The sequence below is a fragment of the Pseudomonas fluorescens genome (assembly GCF_902497785.1).
Classification (GTDB): Bacteria; Pseudomonadota; Gammaproteobacteria; order Pseudomonadales; family Pseudomonadaceae; genus Aquipseudomonas; species Aquipseudomonas fluorescens_BO.
Map to the genome: position 1 here is coordinate 287,516 of NZ_CABVHK010000001.1, position 15,923 is coordinate 303,438.

Sequence of the window (15,923 nt, forward strand, 5' to 3'; positions counted from 1 at the left end):
TCAAAAGATCGCAGCCTTCGGCAGCTCCTACCGGAGTAGGTCAGCGCTTCATCAGCACCATGGACACAGATTAATAGGGTGCTGAAAGGAGAAAAAGCCGCTATAAAGCGTTTAACTGTCAACCAAGGCGTGACAATGAACCCGTTCGAAGACATGCGTATTTTTTGCCAGGTGATGGAGTCCGGCAGCTTCACCGCGGCCGCCGATCAGTTGGGGCTGTCCAAGCAATTCGTCAGCCGACGCTTGATGCAACTCGAAGAACGCCTGGGCGTGCGGCTGCTCAACCGGTCCACTCGACGGCTGGATGTCACGCCGTTGGGCCAGAGCTATTACGAATCGGCCCTGCGCCTGCTCGGTGAAGTCGAGCAAGTGGAGCAGGGCATCGCCGGCCAGACCACCGAGCCGCGCGGGACGATTCGTGTGAGTGCGCCGTTGTCGTTCGCGGTGGCCCATTTGGGGTGTCTGCTGCCGTTATTCTTGCAGCGCTATCGCGATGTCACGGTGGAAGTGGACTTGAGTGATCGCCCGGTGGATTTGCTCAGTGAAGGCTACGACCTGGCGCTGCGCATCGGCGTCCTCGAGGACTCGACGCTGATCGCCCGACGCATTGCCGAGATCCAGCGCGTGTATTGCGCCAGCCCGGCGTACCTGGCCGAGCGCGGCACGCCGCGCAAACCTGAAGACCTGCACAACCACGATTGCCTGCCGTACGGCCATGGTCGTCAGGTGCAATGGCGTTTTGAAGGGCCGGGCAAGCCTCTGGCGGTCAGCGTCACCGGACGGATGCGGGTCAACAACGGTGAGTTGCTCAGGGACGCGGCGGTGGCCGGGATGGGGATCACGTACTTGCCGACGTTCATCGTCGGCGCGGCACTGAAGGATGGACGGCTGGTGCCGGTGCTGGATGAGTTTCGCCCGGTGCCCCTGACGTTATCGGCGGTGTATCCGCAACATCGCCAGAGCTCGCGACCGGTGCAGGCGTTGATCGGGTTTTTGCGTGAGCGGCTGGATCAGGCGCAAGGCGCGTTATGATGGGCATGTTCGCGATGGATGCTTAACATCGCCCTCCACGGAGTCAGCCACTGCAATGCCCCAGATCACCCACTTCAAAACCCCGTGCCCCGAGCACCTCACCAGCCAGATCCTGCAGATGGTCGTCGACAACCTGACCGACATCAGCATGGTCGCGATCCCGCCCAGCAACCTGTTGTACAACGTGTACCAGTATGCGATCGGCTATGAGGTTCACCTGTACCTGGAGGCACTGAGCGGGGCAAAAGGGATTGCGGTGGAACTGATTGTCGCGACGGACGTGGATGATCCGCAACAGGTCATCGGTTTCCTGTTGTACCTGCCGATCAAGGACGATCCCGACGCGTGCGGTGTGGCGTACATGGCGGTGCACGCCGGCCATCGACGTCAGGGCGTGGCGCGCAAGATGCTGCGGGAAATGGTCGGGCGCTACCCGCATGCCGAACTGACGTGCGCGGTGGCCAAGGTGCCGTGGTTTGAGGCGATGGGCTTTCAGGTGGTGGGTGTTCGCGGCACGCAGGTGTTGATGAGCACCCGCGATCATCGTTCTGCCGGGCTGATGGGGCTGCTGGATGTGGCGCCGATCTACAGTTCGCTGGAAGTGCGGCAAATTCATACGTACCTGCTGCAAAAGCACGGCAAGCGGGCGATGGTTGATGCGGAGAAACAGCGGGATCGGCATCTGGATCAACTGACGTACAAGGCTAATGAATGTGTGCGTGAGCGGTTGGGGTAACTCGTTTCGACCTATGCATCCTCTGTAGGAGCGAGCTTGCTCCGGGCGGCGTTCCGACGATGGACGTCAACGATAACGCGTGCGTCCTGAATGAACGCGTTGTTTACACGTTTTTCGCGAGCAAGCTCGCTCCTACAATTACCCGAATTACCCGAATTACCCGAATTACCCGAATTACCCGAATTACCCGAATTACCCGAATTACCCGAATTATCCAAGTTACCGTTCACCGTTTCTACTTTAAACAGCCGAATCCGCCGACCATCCGGCCCGACGCAACGCTTCAAGCAACGTTTGCGCATCGAGCCCCGGCACCGCATGGCCATTCCCTTCAGCCGAATCAGAAGCCAGCAAGGCATTGATGATCGCTTCCTCCACCGCTTCGGTCGCAGCCAGGAACAATTCGCTGATGTGATCATTGTTGACCATGCTCAGGCCGTCGCACGTCGGCGCGCGTTTGCTTTCATAAGCGGCCGGCGGCACAGAGTTGCCGGTGGCGAAGGCGATAAAGATGTCGCCGCTGTGGTCCTCGTTCCCGCCACCCGTGCGCGCCAGCCCTAAGCTCGCGCGCTGGGCGAGGCGGGTGCATTGGTGCGGCAGCAACGGCGCATCGGTGGCCAGGCAAATGACAATCGAACCCATGCCCGGACAGGGCAATGAGGCCTTGAGAAACGGCGAGTCGGCCTTCTCCATGTAGCGGCCCACGGGGTAACCGTCCACGCGTAATTCGTTACGTATGCCATGGTTGGCCTGAACGATCGCGCCGACGGTCCAGCCACCCTGGGCGCTGCTCAAACGTCGCGAAGCGGTGCCGATGCCACCCTTGAATTCGTGACAGATCATCCCGCTGCCACCGCCCACCGCGCCCTCAGTCACCTGCCCGCTTGTTGCTGTGCGCACGGCTTCGGCGACATGTTCGGGCTTCACGTGGAAGCCGTTGATGTCGTTGAGCAAGCCGTCGAAGGTTTCAAGCACCACCGGCATGTTCCAGTACAGTCTCCCGTCGTCGGGTTGTTGCTCACGGTCCAGCACAATCAACGCATCGCGCACCACCCCGAGGCTATGGGTATTGGTGAAGGCAATCGGGCTGGTCAACAGCCCAGCTTCGCGAATCCACTCCAGGCCGGTGGCGTCGCCGTTGCCGTTGAGCACATGCACGCCGGCGAAGCACGGCTGCTGACTGGTAGAGCCGGCACGCGGCTCGATTACGGTGACCCCGGTCAGAATGTCGCGACCGTTCGCGGTGCGGCCGCGCACATTGCTGTGACCGACGCGAACGCCGGGCACATCGGTGATGGCATTGAGCGGACCGGGTTGCAGTTGGCCGAAGTGGATATTCAGGTCGCGGGCACGTGGTTTCATCATTGTTCTCATCTCGATTCGTGGTTATTAAAGGTGGTAAGGCTGGACGCAAACCCTGTGGGAGCGGGCTTGCCCGCGATGGCGGAGTGTCAGGCAACATCTGTGTTGACCAGGCTGTCCTCATCGCGGGCAAGCCCGCTCCCACAGGTTTTTGTGGTGCCGTTACTGGCCGTTTTTGACTTTGCTCCAGATCCGCGTCCGCACTCGTTCGGTCGCGGGCGGCAGCGGCTGGAGGGTGAACAACGTGGCCAGCGCTTCAGCGGACGGGTACACCGCCGGGTTGTTGCGAGTCGCCTCGGCCACCATCGCCGTGGCGCTGCGGTTGCCGTTGGGGTAGGACAGGTGATCGGTGACCGGGGCGATGACGTCGGGGCGCATCAGATATTCGATGAACGCCAACCCTTGCTCCGGGTGCGGCGCGTCCTTGAGCAGCACAAGGGTGTCGAACCATACCGGCGCCCCTTCTTTGGGCAGGCTGTAGGCGATCTTCACGCCGTTGTTGGCTTGCTCGGCGGTGGTCTTGGCTTCCAGCATCGCGCCAGACCAGCCCACCGCCACGCAGATGTTGCCGTTGGCCAGGTCGCTGATGAATTTCGACGAGTTGAAGTAGGCAATGTGCGGACGCAGTTTGAGCAGCAGTGCTTCGGCCTTTTTGTAGTCTGCGGGGTTGGTGCTGTTGGGCGGCAGGCCGAGGTAGTGCAGGGCGACCGGCAGCATTTCGGCCGGCGAGTCGAGCATCGCCACGCCGCACTGGCCGAGTTTGGCCAGGTTGGCTTCGTTGAACACCAGGTCCCAGGAATCCACCGGGGCCTTGTCGCCCAGCGCGGCGCGGACTTTGTCGATGTTATAGCCGATGCCATTGGTGCCCCACAGGTACGGCACGGCGTACTGATTGCCCGGGTCGTTGTTGGCCAGTTTGGCCAATAGGCCGGCGTCCATGTTTTTGAAATCAGGCATCTGCGCATGCGGCAGCGGGGCGAGGGCACCGGCCTTGATCAGGGTCGGCAAGCTGAAGTTGCTGGCCACCACCACGTCATACCCGCTGCGGCTGGTGAGCAGTTTTCCTTCCAGCACTTCGGCGCTGTCGAACGTGTCGTAAACCGGTTCGATCCCGGTGTCGCGCTTGAAGTCGTGCAACGTGGTGGGGCCGATGTAGTCGTACCAGTTGTAGACATGAACCGTCGGCCCCTCGGCGGCGATCGCCGACAGCGAGACGCACAGACAGGCGCTCAGCCCGAGATTGATCTGTTGACGGGGACGACTCATGATGCGGCACTCCTGGCCTGCTGCAGGCCGGTGATGAACAGGTGCTTGCAGCGTATCGCCAGGCCGGGGATCGACCCATTCCCATCATGGGTTACTCGAAAGGGGTAGAGCGTGGACGCGTTGCTGAGGGAATTACCGGTGCATCAAGGTCTGGCGCGGGTATTTGGCGCGTTGGGCCAGGACGGTTTCTGGCGCGCGCTGGTCGATACGCTGCGGTTGCTGGTGCCGCTGGATAACGCCTTGGTCGCGGTGATGCGGCCGGGGCGAGTGCCGCGCCTGCTGATCGATTTTGACACTCGGGGCAGCGGCGACGAGGCTGAAGAACTGGCCGACTACAGCGCCGGCATGTACCTGCTCGATCCGTTTTATCAGGCGGCCTGTGCCGGTATCGCCGACGGTTTGCACAGCCTCGATGCGCTGGCGCCGGACCAGTTTCAGCAGAGCGAGTATTACCTGAGCTACTTCCGTTCCGTGGTCGGTGGCGACGAGTTGCAATTCATGATCAACCTCGACGGTGCCGTGCTCGGTTTATCACTCGGGCGCGCGGCGCGGTTCACCCTGGAAGAGCAGGGCCGCCTGCTCTGTGTACGTGACTGGGTACTGGCCGCGATGCGCCACCACCTGCAATTGACGCCGACCGAAGGTCCGGTCGCCGAAGCAGTGGCGGGGGATTTGGCGACTTTGCTGGATCGCTTCGATGCACGCCTGACGGTGCGGGAAATCGAAACGGCGCGCCTGATTCTTCAGGGTTTCTCCAGCAAGGCGATTGCCCAGCAACTGGGGATTTCGCCGGAAACGGTCAAGGTGCATCGACGCAATGTCTATCACAAGCTCAATGTGAACGGGCATGGCGAGTTGTTTGCGCTGGTGTTGCGGCCGCGTTGAGATATTAGAAGACTGGGGGAGCAGAGTTTTGTGGTGAGGGGATTTATCCCCGTCGGGGCGCGAAGGGGCCCAATACCAATGAATGCAATGTCTCAGACACACTGCATTGACCGAGATTGCGACTGCTACGCAGCCGAACGGGGATAAATCCCCTCGCCACACAGGCCGCTCCCGGCGTGATGAAACGCGGTTCTATTGCCGAAAAACCAACGCCTTCAACCCACACTCAACATCGGCATCCGCAAACTCCGGCGGGTTCTCCAGCCGTTGCTCAAACCGCAGGCTCGGGGCCTCGCGCATGACGCCATCAATCAGGAAATCCGCACCGAACGCCGGGTCGTTCATGCAGGCCAGCACCGTGCCCTGCGGACTGAGCAATTCCGGCAACCGACGCAGCACGCGTTGATAGTCCTTGGTCAGCAAAAAACTGCCTTTCTGAAACGACGGCGGGTCGATGATCACCAAATCATACGGCCCCTTGCCGATCACCTTGCCCCAGGACTTGAACAGGTCATGGCCGAGGAAACTCACCTTGCTCATGTCGTGGCCGTTGAGCCGGTGATTGTCGCGCCCGCGGTTCAGGGCCGGGCTGGACATGTCGAGGTTGACCACATGCTCCGCGCCACCCTCGATGGCCGCCACTGAGAAACCGCAGGTGTAGGCAAACAGGTTCAACACGCGTTTTCCTTCAGCATTGGCGCGCACCCAATCGCGGCCATAGCGCATGTCGAGGAACAACCCGGTGTTCTGCTTGCGGCCCAGATCCACGCGATAACGCAGACCGCCCTCGGTGATGGTCATGTCCTCGATCACTTCCCCGACCAGCCATTCAGTGGTGCTTTGCAGCAGGTAACGATGCTGCAACGCCAGGGTGTGCGCGCCAGCCTGCGTCCATTGCGCTGACCGGGTGATTGCCATCAGCCGCTGTTTCAGCTCATCGAGTTGCGCGGCTTCGGGTTCCTTGAACAGCGACACCAGCACCACGCCTTGCAACCAGTCGACGGTCAACTGCTCCAGCCCCGGCCAGCATCGACCGCGCCCGTGAAACAGCCGGCGGGTTTCCGCAGGGGCCGTTGCCAGGGCGGTCAGCAGATGATCGTGGAGGGTGGTCAGCGCTTCTGAGTTCATCGGGTCGGATCGGTTATTTGAGGGGGCGGCATTTTAACCACAAATGCGCAAACACTGTGGGAGCGAGCCTGCTCGCGAAAGCGCAGTGTCAGTCGACATCCATACCAACTGATACCCAGCTTTCGCGAGCAGGCTCGCTCCCACAGGTTATTAGGAAGAGTTATCACATTTAATTTAACTTTACGTGAGGATTTGGCGATCACTCGGCTCCCATACTCGGCCCCAACGAACAACCAATGCCGAGAGCCATCATGTCGCGCTCACCTGCTTCGCCAACGGTCAGCACTCACCCGCGCTGGCTGCGCCTGACCCATTGGCTGAACGCCCTCGCGGTGCTGGTCATGGTCACCAGCGGCTGGCGCATCTACAACGCCTCCCCGCTGTACGACTTCAGCTTTCCCAAGGGCATCACCCTGGGCGGCTGGCTCGGCGGCGCGTTGCAGTGGCACTTCGCTGCGATGTGGTTTCTAGCCCTAAATGGCCTTGTCTACCTGATCATCAACCTCGTCAGTGGCCGCTTGTCGCGACGCTTTTTCCCGGTATCGCCCAAAGGGTTTCTGCATGACGTGTGGGCCGCATTGCGCGGGCGGCTGGGGCATGCCGACCTGAGTCATTACAACCAGGTGCAACGGTTCGCCTATCTGTTCGTGATGCTCGACATTGCGCTGCTGGTGGTCTCCGGGCTGGTGTTGTGGAAGTCCGTCCAGTTTCCGCTGCTGCGTGAATTGATGGGTGGCTACGACGCCGCGCGGCATGTGCACTTTATTGCGATGGCATTGTTGATGGCCTTTGTGGCGGTGCACCTGGTGATGGTCGCGCTGGTGCCCAAAACGCTGTTGGCCATGATCGTCGGTCACAAGGAGCCCGTATGAAAAAGCCTGTCGAAGGTCTGGACGAGGCAACGATTCTGTCCGACGCCCGAAAAATAATTGCCCCGCAGATAGCCGACCGCTCGCGCCGTTCGTTCCTGATGCGCAGCCTGACGCTCGGCGGCGTGGCCCTGTTGTCCGGCTGCAACATCACCGATAACGACAGCGTCGAGACCGCGTTGTCGTCGATGTCACGGTTCAACGATCGGGTGCAGGGCTGGCTGTTCAACCCCGACGCATTGGCACCGACTTATCCGGCGTCGATGATCACCCGGCCATTTCCCTTCAACGCTTTTTACGGCATCGACGAGGCACCCACCGTCGAAGAAGACAGTTATCGACTGGAGGTCACCGGGTTGGTCGCCGACAAGCGCAGCTGGCGCCTCGAAGAGTTGCGTGCGATGGCGCAGAACGAACAGATCACCCGGCATATTTGTGTTGAAGGCTGGAGCGCGATCGGCCGCTGGGGCGGCGTACGGTTCAGCGACTTCCTGAAACGGATCGGCGCCGACACCGATGCGAAATACGTCGGCTTCAAATGTGCCGACGACTATTACACCAGCATCGACATGGCCACCGCATTGCACTCGCAGACCTTGCTGGCGCTGACCTACGACGGCGCGGTGCTGCCCCGCGAATACGGCTTCCCGATGAAGCTGCGCATGCCGACCAAGCTCGGCTACAAGAACCCCAAACACATTCAGGCGATTTTCGTCAGCAACACGTTCAGCGGCGGCTACTGGGAAGACCAGGGCTACAACTGGTTCGGTGGCAGCTGACGGCGCCGGCAACCTTCACCGCGCAGCTCACGCTGCGTTCAATCGCAACCTGCGTTTCAAGGAGTTTCAACATGAAAACATTAACTACCGTCGTACTGTCCATGTGCCTCGCGGTCGGCGCCGCCAGTGTGTTTGCTGCCGATACGTCCACCGGTAACGGCATGAGCAACGACAGCATGAGCAAGGATTCGATGTCGAAGGACGGCATGAAGAACGACGCGATGAAAAAGGACGGCATGCACAAGGACTCCATGAGCAAGGACTCGATGAAGAAAGACACGATGTCCAAAGACTCGATGAAGAAGGATGAAATGAAGAAGGACGAGATGAAAAAGGACGCCATGTCCCAGTGATTTGAACGCTGGCGTGCGCCGTGATGATCTGACTTTCACATCTGGTTGTATCAAAAATGAATTTCCGCCGAGCCCGCTGCTCATACCTGTAAGCCGCGGATTTAAGCCCGCGAAATCATTAGGCAATCAGGGAGTGGCAAAGTCATGTGTCCAGTATCGACGGCGGGCGAGCATCTTCCTGGCGGGTTGATTCTTGTAGTTGAGGATGACCCGCTGATCCTGGAGTTTCTCTGTGAAATTCTGCAGGAAGAAGGTTTTGTAGTGGAACCGCAGATCAGTGCGGATGCTGCAGTGGGTTATCTCGAGCAGCACGCAGACAAAGTCGCGCTGCTGCTCACAGACATCACCATGCCCGGCAAATTTAATGGCGCAGACCTCGCCAATCAGTTTGGCGACCGCTGGCCGGACAAACCGATCATGATCATGTCCGGCTTCGAAACCCCGGAAACGTCAGGGGTTCGGCATGAGGTGACCTTCATCAAGAAACCCTGGGCGTTGGGGCATTTGCTCGATTGTGTGGAAGGCGCGCTAAAGGCCAATCGCGCAACCTGACCGTAATCCGTAGGAGCTGCCGGAGGCTGCGATCTTTTGACGTTGCTTAAAAAGAGGATCAAAAGATCGCAGCCTTCGGCAGCTCCTACCCGGAACCGGGGTCGTGTACATTGCTGACAAACTTTTGCGAAAGGAATCTTATCCTTGTCAGCTGAAAAAAACGTTTTCAACACGCCTTACCGTGCATTTCTATTTGATATGGACGGCACCGTCCTCAACTCCATCGCTGCGGCCGAGCGCATCTGGACGACCTGGGCATTGCGCCACGGGGTGGACGTCGAGTCTTTCCTGCCGACTATTCATGGCGCCCGGGCCGTCGATACCGTTAACCGCCAGGCATTGCCCGGTGTCGATGCCGAGGCTGAAGCCGCGTGGATTACCCAAGCGGAAATCGAAGACGTCGAGGGGATTGTCGAGGTGGCCGGTGCGGCGGTTTTTCTGAAGTCGTTGCCGGCGCATCAGTGGGCCATCGTGACATCTGCACCCAGAGCATTGGCGCTGCGCAGGATGGCGGCGGCGGGTATTCCGGCACCAGAAGTGATGGTGACGGCGGAAGATGTGAGTGCCGGAAAACCGGATCCAGCGGGCTATCGACTGGCGGCTCAGCGCTTGGGCGTCGAGGTCACCGACTGCCTGATTTTCGAAGATGCCACGGTTGGAATTCAAGCCGCGGAGGCGGCGAAGGCGGATCTTCTGATCATCACCTCGACCCACGCCCATCCGCTCGAAACGGCACATGCGACGCTGGCCAGTTATGAGTCGGTAAGCGCAGCCGTAGACCCCAGCGGCCATTTGCTTCTCAACACAATCTAATGTGGGAGCGAGCCTGCTCGCGAAAGCGGTGTATCAGCTAACAATGATGTCGACTGATACGCCGCGTTCGCGAGCAGGCTCGCTCCCACATTAATCGGAACGGGCGCTACGCCGGATCACCTGCGGCGGCTGGCCGAAGGCCCTGAGAAAAGCTTCACGCATACGCCGACGATCACTGAACCCGGTCTCGCCGGCGATCTGATCCAGCGTCAGTCGTCCGCGTTCGAGCATGTGTCGGGCGGCTTCCAGGCGCAGGTTTTCGATAGCCTTGGCCGGCGACTGGCCGGTTTCGGCGCGGAACGCACGGCTGAATTGCCGGGGGCTGAGGCTCGCGACCTGCGCCAGTTGCTCCACCGACAAGGTTTCGGCGAGGTGTTCCCGGGCGTAGCCGAGCACGGTCTGGATGCGGTCGGATTTGGGCGCCAGGTCCAGCAACGCCGAATGCTGGGACTGGCCGCCCGCACGTCGGTGGTACATCACCAGTTTCTGCGCCACGGATCGGGCGAGTTCGGCGCCGTGATCCTTTTCGACCATGGCCAACGCCAGGTCGATGCCGGCGGTCATGCCGGCCGACGTCCAGATCGAACCGTCGATGACGTAAATGCGGTCTTCTTCCACCTTGATCGCCGGAAAGCGCACCTGCAGTTCTCGGGCGTATGCCCAATGCGTGGTGGCGCGCCGCCCTTCGAGCAAACCGGCCTGGGCCAGCACAAACGCCCCGGAACAGATCGACGCCGTACGCCGCGCGGTTTTAACGCTGGCGCGCAGGTAATCCAATACACCTTCGGGCGCCTGCTCGAGAATGGCATCGCCGCCGACCACAATCACTGTATCGAACACCCGCTGATCAAATGCCTCGGTGCCGACTGTCAGTCCTCCGGAGGCGCGCAAGGTGTCGCCGTTTTCGGACAGCACGCACACCTCGTACAGCGGCTCGCCGGCACTGAAGTTGGCGTACTCGAACACCGGCATGGCCGCGAGCGCCATGGACTGGAAACCCTCAAACACTACAAACGCGACAGAAGTCATCGATCAGCCCTCGATAGAGTGCGTCCTAAAAACGTACTTTAAACGTCATTTGAGACGAGCGTCAGTCTCTTTATAAATGATCACACCCGGCGAACCTCTCGCCTCACTGTGAAGGACATCGAACATGGCTCTCTCTACCAAAGGCACCGCCCTGATCACGGGCGCCTCTTCCGGCATCGGCGCAGTCTACGCCGACCGTCTCGCCCGTCAGGGCTACGACCTGATTCTGGTCGCCCGCAGTCAGGCAAAATTGAACGCGCTGGCCAACCACCTGAGCAACGAAACCGGACGCACGGTGGAAGTGGTCGCGGCAGACCTCAAAGACAAGGTCGATCTGCGCCGGGTCGAGAACGTCTTGCGCACAGACGCCAGCATCACCTTGCTGGTCAACAACGCCGGGGTCGGCGCTGTCATGCCGTTGCTGGGCAGCCCGGTGGATGAGATGGAGGACATGATCACGCTGAACGTCACCGCGCTGATGCGCCTGGCGTACGCAGTGACGCCGGGGTTCGTGGCGCGCGGTAACGGGACCGTGATCAACATTTCTTCAATCGTCGCGATTGCGCCGGAAATTCTCAACGGCGTGTACGGCGGCACCAAGGCCTTTGTGCTGGGCCTGAGTCAATCCATGCACCATGAACTGGCGGATAAAGGCATTCGCATCCAGGCGGTGTTGCCCGGCGCGACGGCCACCGATTTCTGGAGCGAAGCCGGCAACCCGGTGGAAAACCTGCCGCAGGAAATCGTCATGTCCGCCGAAGACATGGTCGATGCGGCGCTGGTCGGGCTTGCGAGCGGAGAAGTGGTGACAATTCCGGGCCTGCACGATGGCGAGCAGTGGGAACGGCATGAGGCGCAACGACAAACGTTGTCGGGTTTGTTCGGGAACTCGCGAGCGGCACCGCGTTATCGCAAATGAAAAGATCGCAGCCTCGCTGCGCTCGACAGCTCCTACACAGGTTCGCGTTCAACCGTAGGAGCTGACGAGCGCAGCGAGGCCGCGATCTTTTGATCTTCCAACCGCTTCATTCGCCGTTATTGCCCGGCCGCAACGCCATCCTGGATGAGAATAGCCCTGGCCAACTCTTCATCGCTGGCATTCAGCCCGGGGTTGTCCTGACGAATCCGCTGCATGACCGATTCCAGATACACGCCGCGGATCGCACCGTCACTGGCGACGAAACTGGAGGCGTCATCCCGGGCAGGGATCATGAGTTTGTCGTCTTTAAAGGTTGAGTACAGCGAAGCAGAAACCCCGGCCGAGGTCGCCACATCGCCGGCATCCACTTTCGCGAAAGCCGAGCCAAAGGGTAAGCACAACACAAGGGAAGAGATGATGATCAGACGGCGCATGACGGTGTCCTCCGGAGCGTGAAGCGTAAAGGAAGTACCACATAACTTAGGATGCGCGACGCCTGTCAGGAGTTCCTCGTTCCCCAAACATTTGCTTGAAGAGCACGCGTTACCTGTCATTTGTGTCAGTAGTCACGTGGTGGGGGATATGGTATTCCAACCCCATGAATAACCTCGCCCTGGAAACCTATACCCCTGATCTGTTCATCCACTGTCCCGACCGATGATCAGCCCCAACTCCACCACGCCCCACGCGGACTATGCTTGCCAATGCGCCCATCACAATGGGAGACCTCTGATGATCAACGTACGCACGGCCCGCATGCTGGCCGATTACAAACGCTGGGCCGATCAGCGCCTCTTTGACAGCCTGGCGGCGTTACCGCCGGGCGAGGTCAATAAAGAACGGGTCTCGGTGTTCAAGAACATGATCGGCACCCTGAATCACATCTACGTTGTGGACTGCATCTGGCAAGCCCACCTTGAGGGCCGGGGGCACGGCTTCAAGACTTCGCATGATCTGCTGCATCCCGATCTCGCTGAACTGCAATTGGCGCAGAAGACTATCAATCACTGGTATTGCACCTGGAGCGAACGGCAGACCGAGGCGTCGCTGGATAAACCGGTCGAGTTCACCTTTGTCTCGGGCGAAAGCGGCACCATGAGCGCTGGCGCGATGCTGATGCACGTGGTCAATCACGCCAGTTATCACCGGGGTTGGGTGATCCAGATGTATTTCGACATTCCGGCCATGCCGCCGATGACCGACATGCCGATCTACCTGCGCGAGACCGATCCGTCCTTCAATGCGATCACCCCACCGGCAGTGACGCCGACATGTGTTGGGCTATTCGCGAGCGCAACCAACGTTCTGCCGGATCGTTATCGTTGACGCCGTTCCAGACCATCGACAGCTCGGACAGGTTGATGTCGAATGGCGGGTCGTCGGCCCGCAGCTGACTGCTGCCTTCGATCAGCGCACACGCGGCGTAATCCGGGACGGTGGCGAGCATGTCGGTGCCGGCCAGCAGCGCGCGCAGCCCGGCGAATTGCGGCACCGCGAGCACCACGCGCCGAGAGCGGCCGATGCGTGCCAGATCATTGTCGATGGCGCCGGTCAGGTCCCCGGAAAACGACACCAGCGCGTGGGGACGGTCGCAGTAGTCATCCAGCGTCAGCGCTCCGGGACGGTTGTCGCCGCGCAGGATCTTCACACTCAAGTCGCGCAGTTTCTTGCGCTTGGCGTTGGCTGGCAGTTCGGTGGTGTAGCTGATGCCGACGGAAATCTCGCCGCTGGCGAGCATTGATGACATCAGCAGGAAATTCACCCGGCGCACGACGACTACGACGTTCTGCGCCTCTTCGCGGATCTGCTTGAGCAGCGGCGGAAACAGACCGAACTCGGCGTCATCGGACAGGCCGATGCGAAACACATCGCGGCTGGTGGCCGGGTCGAAATCCTTGGCCCGGCTGACCGCGCCGGAAATGGTGTCCATCGCCGGTTGCAACTCTTTGAGAATCATCAAGGCCCGCTGAGTGGGTTCCAGCACACGACCGTTGCGCACCAGCAGCGGGTCGTCGAACAGATCGCGCAACTTCGCCAGCGAGGCACTGACGGCGGGCTGGCCGAGAAACAGTTTCTCCCCGGCCCGGGTCAGGTTTTTTTCGAACATCAGGGTTTCGAAAATCACCAACAGGTTCATGTCCACGCGGCGCAGGTCGTTGCGGTTCATACGGGGCTACTCGCAAGGGCTTTTGGGGTTTGTTCAGTAAAGCAGCAAACCCTTGGAGTGGGAGCCGAAGCCCCATGCGGTGGTGTTTTACGGTGATTATAGAATTCACTGTGGCGAGGGAGCTTGCTCCCGCTCGGCTGCGCAGCAGTCGCAAAACCCCGGCACGCGGTTTGTCAGAATCATCACCGGCAGCCATTTTGGGGTCGCTGCGCGACCCAGCGGGAGCAAGCTCCCTCGCCACAGGATTCAGTGGCTATGCGATCGGGTCGAGTTGATCCAGCGCCCGGTTGACGTTCAGTTCACTCAGCATAATGACTTGCGCGATGCCCAGCAGGGTGTTGCGACTCGGGCCATGGGTGCGGTCTGCCAGATCGAGGGTCATGACGTGGGCCGAGGCCAGTGATTCGCAGGCATCGCCCAACAGGGTTTCGGTATCGACCTGCGGATTGAGGACGTACATCGTGGACGGGGTGCGTGGGGTGGCCTGGATATCGGCGGCGGAGGGGGTGGTTGAGTTGGATTGTTCGGAATGTGATGTCGGATCATTTTCCGGCGGGTTGGGGGTTACTTTTGGCATTAGGTAGAACTCCAATACTGACTAAATGGAGCCATCACTTTTTCGCTACCAAACGAAGGGTGGTGGCCATGCACAGGTTGGTAGACCGGAGTACTGGAACCGGCGCCTCCGAAAAGGCCCTGCGCACGACCACCATAAAAGCTACGACCTGAACGGGCGTCAGCTTAATGAGGCTTAGTGCGCAGTACTCCGGGCTACCAAACCCGATCACTGATTTTCAGCGACCGGAAAACGATAAAGCCCAGGCCCAAGGCGCACAAGCCGGCGGATTCTGGAGTAACCGTAGGCCGTTACGCAAGACGCTGTAGCTTTCATCAAGTTACTTGCAGCGCTTTTAAACATACCCCCTCAAGCACTGTTTAACCCCAATCTAACTGTGGGAGCGAGCCTGCTCGCGAAAGCGGTGTGTCAGTCAACATCACAGTTCACTGAACCACCGCTTTCGCGAGCAGGCTCGCTCCCACAGGTACTGCGTTTCGCCGCTGATGATTCTCTAAACGGCCGAACCGGGCTCTGTCAGCACCTTCCTGAACGTCTCCACCAACGGCCGCAAATTGACCCGATGCCACGCCGCCCACAGCGGTGTGGTGAAGGAGATCCACGGCACTTCCCGCAGCACCACGCCCGGCGGCGCATTGCGGCTCAGGCCTTTCTGAACCATCGCAATCCCCAGCCCCGACGCCACCAGCCCCAAAGCGGTGAAGGGTTCGGTGGCTTCCATGCGAATGTCCGGGGTGAAACCGGCGCGGATGCAGGCGCTGATGAAGTCGTCGCGGCTTGCGCAATTCTGACGGTGTTGCACGCCGATCCATTCCTGATCGGCGAGGTCTGCCGGGCTCAGTGTCGCTTGGTCGGCGAGGCGATGGTGCTCGGGCAGGGCTAGCAGCATCGGGTCGTCCAGCACCTGAAAACCCAGCAGATCCGGATCGTCGGCGACGGGCGGTTCACTGACCAGGGCGATATCGAGACTACGCTGACGCAGGCCTTCGAGTTGTTCGGCGGAGCTCAGGTTGTACAGCGCGACGTGCACATTCGGCCGGTCGACTCGCAGCACGCGAAGGGCATTGGGCAGCACGCCGGCATGCATCGCGTTCTCGATGTAGCCAATGCACAAGCCGCCTTCTTCGCCGCGACCGAGGCGTTTGCCGAGGGATTCGAGGCGGTTGGCGTGGGTCAGCAGGGCGCGGGTTTCAGCGAGAAACGTCTGGCCGTCGCGGGTCAGGCGAATCCGTTGCTGGCTGCGCTCGAACAGGGTCAGGCCCAGGCGTTCTTCGAGCTGTGCAATCTGCCGGCTCAGCGGTGATTGAGAAATGTGCAGGCGCTCGGCAGCGCGACCGACGTGTTCTTCTTCGGCGACGGCCACGAAGTAGCGCAATTGGCGGATGTCGATCATGTCAGACCTATAGGGACTCAAGTGCTGCTGATTATGTCTTGGACGGTCCGATCCCGGCAACCT

18 protein-coding genes are annotated in these 15,923 nt (G+C 60.3%); 10 read left to right on the forward strand and 8 right to left on the reverse strand.

The genetic code is table 11. The features are described from left to right. Positions 1–135: 135 nt before the first annotated feature. The gene (locus F8N62_RS01370; RefSeq protein WP_150709262.1) at positions 136–1,032 is read left to right on the forward strand and encodes a LysR family transcriptional regulator; all 897 of its coding nucleotides are present in this window, start codon (positions 136–138) and stop codon (positions 1,030–1,032) included. 55 nt (positions 1,033–1,087) lie between these two features. After that, positions 1,088–1,768: a GNAT family N-acetyltransferase gene (locus tag F8N62_RS01375; protein ID WP_150709263.1), complete on the forward strand. Its 681-nt coding sequence runs from the start codon at positions 1,088–1,090 to the stop codon at positions 1,766–1,768. Between the two features lie 240 nt (positions 1,769–2,008). Here the strand turns inward: F8N62_RS01375 and F8N62_RS01385 are convergent, their stop codons facing one another. Further along, entirely contained in the window at positions 2,009–3,130 is a 1,122-nt protein-coding gene (locus F8N62_RS01385) for a P1 family peptidase (protein ID WP_150709265.1), read from the reverse strand. A gap of 162 nt (positions 3,131–3,292) precedes the next feature. Beyond that, entirely contained in the window at positions 3,293–4,396 is a 1,104-nt protein-coding gene (locus F8N62_RS01390; RefSeq protein WP_150709266.1) for a polyamine ABC transporter substrate-binding protein, read from the reverse strand. A gap of 111 nt (positions 4,397–4,507) precedes the next feature. Here F8N62_RS01390 and F8N62_RS01395 point away from each other — a divergent pair, with 111 nt between their 5' ends. Next, positions 4,508–5,281, forward strand: a complete 774-nt coding sequence (locus F8N62_RS01395; protein ID WP_150709267.1) for a helix-turn-helix transcriptional regulator — start codon at positions 4,508–4,510, stop codon at positions 5,279–5,281. Positions 5,282–5,473: 192 nt separating this feature from the next. Here the strand turns inward: F8N62_RS01395 and F8N62_RS01400 are convergent, their stop codons facing one another. Next, positions 5,474–6,409 carry a class I SAM-dependent methyltransferase gene (locus tag F8N62_RS01400; RefSeq protein ID WP_150709268.1) on the reverse strand — a complete coding sequence of 312 codons (936 nt, stop codon included), beginning with the start codon at positions 6,407–6,409 and terminating at the stop codon, positions 5,474–5,476. Positions 6,410–6,660: 251 nt separating this feature from the next. Here F8N62_RS01400 and F8N62_RS01405 point away from each other — a divergent pair, with 251 nt between their 5' ends. The 5 genes from F8N62_RS01405 to F8N62_RS01425 all read left to right on the forward strand — a co-directional run bounded on the left by F8N62_RS01405 (position 6,661) and on the right by F8N62_RS01425 (position 9,775). After that, positions 6,661–7,281 carry a cytochrome b/b6 domain-containing protein gene (locus F8N62_RS01405; RefSeq protein WP_150709269.1) on the forward strand — a complete coding sequence of 207 codons (621 nt, stop codon included), beginning with the start codon at positions 6,661–6,663 and terminating at the stop codon, positions 7,279–7,281. Continuing rightward, positions 7,278–8,057: a molybdopterin-dependent oxidoreductase gene (locus F8N62_RS01410; RefSeq protein ID WP_150709270.1), complete on the forward strand. Its 780-nt coding sequence runs from the start codon at positions 7,278–7,280 to the stop codon at positions 8,055–8,057. The genes F8N62_RS01405 and F8N62_RS01410 overlap by 4 nt, the downstream gene beginning before the upstream one ends. 71 nt (positions 8,058–8,128) lie before the next feature. Continuing rightward, complete coding sequence (locus F8N62_RS01415; RefSeq protein ID WP_150709271.1) at positions 8,129–8,410, forward strand: pentapeptide MXKDX repeat protein; 282 nt, start codon at positions 8,129–8,131, stop codon at positions 8,408–8,410. A 144-nt stretch (positions 8,411–8,554) separates the two neighbouring features. After that, positions 8,555–8,962, forward strand: a complete 408-nt coding sequence (locus tag F8N62_RS01420; protein WP_150709272.1) for a response regulator — start codon at positions 8,555–8,557, stop codon at positions 8,960–8,962. 144 nt (positions 8,963–9,106) lie between these two features. Then, positions 9,107–9,775, forward strand: coding sequence for an HAD-IA family hydrolase (locus tag F8N62_RS01425; RefSeq protein WP_150709273.1), 669 nt, complete (start codon positions 9,107–9,109; stop codon positions 9,773–9,775). A gap of 90 nt (positions 9,776–9,865) precedes the next feature. On the opposite strand, the gene F8N62_RS01430 is transcribed toward F8N62_RS01425, so the two are convergent. Beyond that, positions 9,866–10,804, reverse strand: coding sequence for a GlxA family transcriptional regulator (locus F8N62_RS01430; protein ID WP_150709274.1), 939 nt, complete (start codon positions 10,802–10,804; stop codon positions 9,866–9,868). Between the two features lie 124 nt (positions 10,805–10,928). Between F8N62_RS01430 and F8N62_RS01435 the strand changes: the two genes are divergently transcribed. Next, entirely contained in the window at positions 10,929–11,723 is a 795-nt protein-coding gene (locus tag F8N62_RS01435; protein ID WP_150709275.1) for an SDR family NAD(P)-dependent oxidoreductase, read from the forward strand. 116 nt (positions 11,724–11,839) lie between these two features. On the opposite strand, the gene F8N62_RS01440 is transcribed toward F8N62_RS01435, so the two are convergent. Next, on the reverse strand, positions 11,840–12,157 hold the full coding sequence (locus F8N62_RS01440) for a DUF2388 domain-containing protein (protein ID WP_150709276.1): 318 nt from the start codon (positions 12,155–12,157) through the stop codon (positions 11,840–11,842). 298 nt (positions 12,158–12,455) lie between these two features. Here F8N62_RS01440 and F8N62_RS01445 point away from each other — a divergent pair, with 298 nt between their 5' ends. Further along, complete coding sequence (locus F8N62_RS01445; RefSeq protein ID WP_150709277.1) at positions 12,456–13,049, forward strand: DinB family protein; 594 nt, start codon at positions 12,456–12,458, stop codon at positions 13,047–13,049. Here F8N62_RS01445 and F8N62_RS01450 read toward each other — a convergent pair. The 3 genes from F8N62_RS01450 to F8N62_RS01460 all read right to left on the reverse strand — a co-directional run bounded on the left by F8N62_RS01450 (position 12,970) and on the right by F8N62_RS01460 (position 15,860). Continuing rightward, positions 12,970–13,890, reverse strand: coding sequence for a LysR substrate-binding domain-containing protein (locus F8N62_RS01450; protein ID WP_150709278.1), 921 nt, complete (start codon positions 13,888–13,890; stop codon positions 12,970–12,972). The genes F8N62_RS01445 and F8N62_RS01450 overlap by 80 nt on opposite strands. 253 nt (positions 13,891–14,143) lie before the next feature. Next, entirely contained in the window at positions 14,144–14,467 is a 324-nt protein-coding gene (locus F8N62_RS01455) for a DUF6124 family protein (RefSeq protein ID WP_150709279.1), read from the reverse strand. A gap of 493 nt (positions 14,468–14,960) precedes the next feature. Next, a complete protein-coding gene (locus F8N62_RS01460; protein WP_150709280.1) occupies positions 14,961–15,860 on the reverse strand; it encodes a LysR substrate-binding domain-containing protein in 900 nt (299 codons plus the stop codon). Between the last annotated feature and the right edge of the window lie 63 nt (positions 15,861–15,923).

What these genes read in the sequence shown, in the direction of transcription:
- F8N62_RS01445 (WP_150709277.1), top strand. Translation starts at nt 12,456, where the DNA reads ATGATCAACGTACGCACGGCCCGCATGCTGGCCGATTACAAACGCTGG.
- F8N62_RS01390 (WP_150709266.1), bottom strand. Translation starts at nt 4,396, where the DNA reads ATGAGTCGTCCCCGTCAACAGATCAATCTCGGGCTGAGCGCCTGTCTG.
- F8N62_RS01440 (WP_150709276.1), bottom strand. Translation starts at nt 12,157, where the DNA reads ATGCGCCGTCTGATCATCATCTCTTCCCTTGTGTTGTGCTTACCCTTT.
- F8N62_RS01370 (WP_150709262.1), top strand. Translation starts at nt 136, where the DNA reads ATGAACCCGTTCGAAGACATGCGTATTTTTTGCCAGGTGATGGAGTCC.
- F8N62_RS01385 (WP_150709265.1), bottom strand. Translation starts at nt 3,130, where the DNA reads ATGAAACCACGTGCCCGCGACCTGAATATCCACTTCGGCCAACTGCAA.
- F8N62_RS01415 (WP_150709271.1), top strand. Translation starts at nt 8,129, where the DNA reads ATGAAAACATTAACTACCGTCGTACTGTCCATGTGCCTCGCGGTCGGC.
- F8N62_RS01460 (WP_150709280.1), bottom strand. Translation starts at nt 15,860, where the DNA reads ATGATCGACATCCGCCAATTGCGCTACTTCGTGGCCGTCGCCGAAGAA.
- F8N62_RS01410 (WP_150709270.1), top strand. Translation starts at nt 7,278, where the DNA reads ATGAAAAAGCCTGTCGAAGGTCTGGACGAGGCAACGATTCTGTCCGAC.
- F8N62_RS01450 (WP_150709278.1), bottom strand. Translation starts at nt 13,890, where the DNA reads ATGAACCGCAACGACCTGCGCCGCGTGGACATGAACCTGTTGGTGATT.
- F8N62_RS01455 (WP_150709279.1), bottom strand. Translation starts at nt 14,467, where the DNA reads ATGCCAAAAGTAACCCCCAACCCGCCGGAAAATGATCCGACATCACAT.
- F8N62_RS01400 (WP_150709268.1), bottom strand. Translation starts at nt 6,409, where the DNA reads ATGAACTCAGAAGCGCTGACCACCCTCCACGATCATCTGCTGACCGCC.
- F8N62_RS01405 (WP_150709269.1), top strand. Translation starts at nt 6,661, where the DNA reads ATGTCGCGCTCACCTGCTTCGCCAACGGTCAGCACTCACCCGCGCTGG.
- F8N62_RS01420 (WP_150709272.1), top strand. Translation starts at nt 8,555, where the DNA reads ATGTGTCCAGTATCGACGGCGGGCGAGCATCTTCCTGGCGGGTTGATT.
- F8N62_RS01430 (WP_150709274.1), bottom strand. Translation starts at nt 10,804, where the DNA reads ATGACTTCTGTCGCGTTTGTAGTGTTTGAGGGTTTCCAGTCCATGGCG.
- F8N62_RS01435 (WP_150709275.1), top strand. Translation starts at nt 10,929, where the DNA reads ATGGCTCTCTCTACCAAAGGCACCGCCCTGATCACGGGCGCCTCTTCC.
- F8N62_RS01375 (WP_150709263.1), top strand. Translation starts at nt 1,088, where the DNA reads ATGCCCCAGATCACCCACTTCAAAACCCCGTGCCCCGAGCACCTCACC.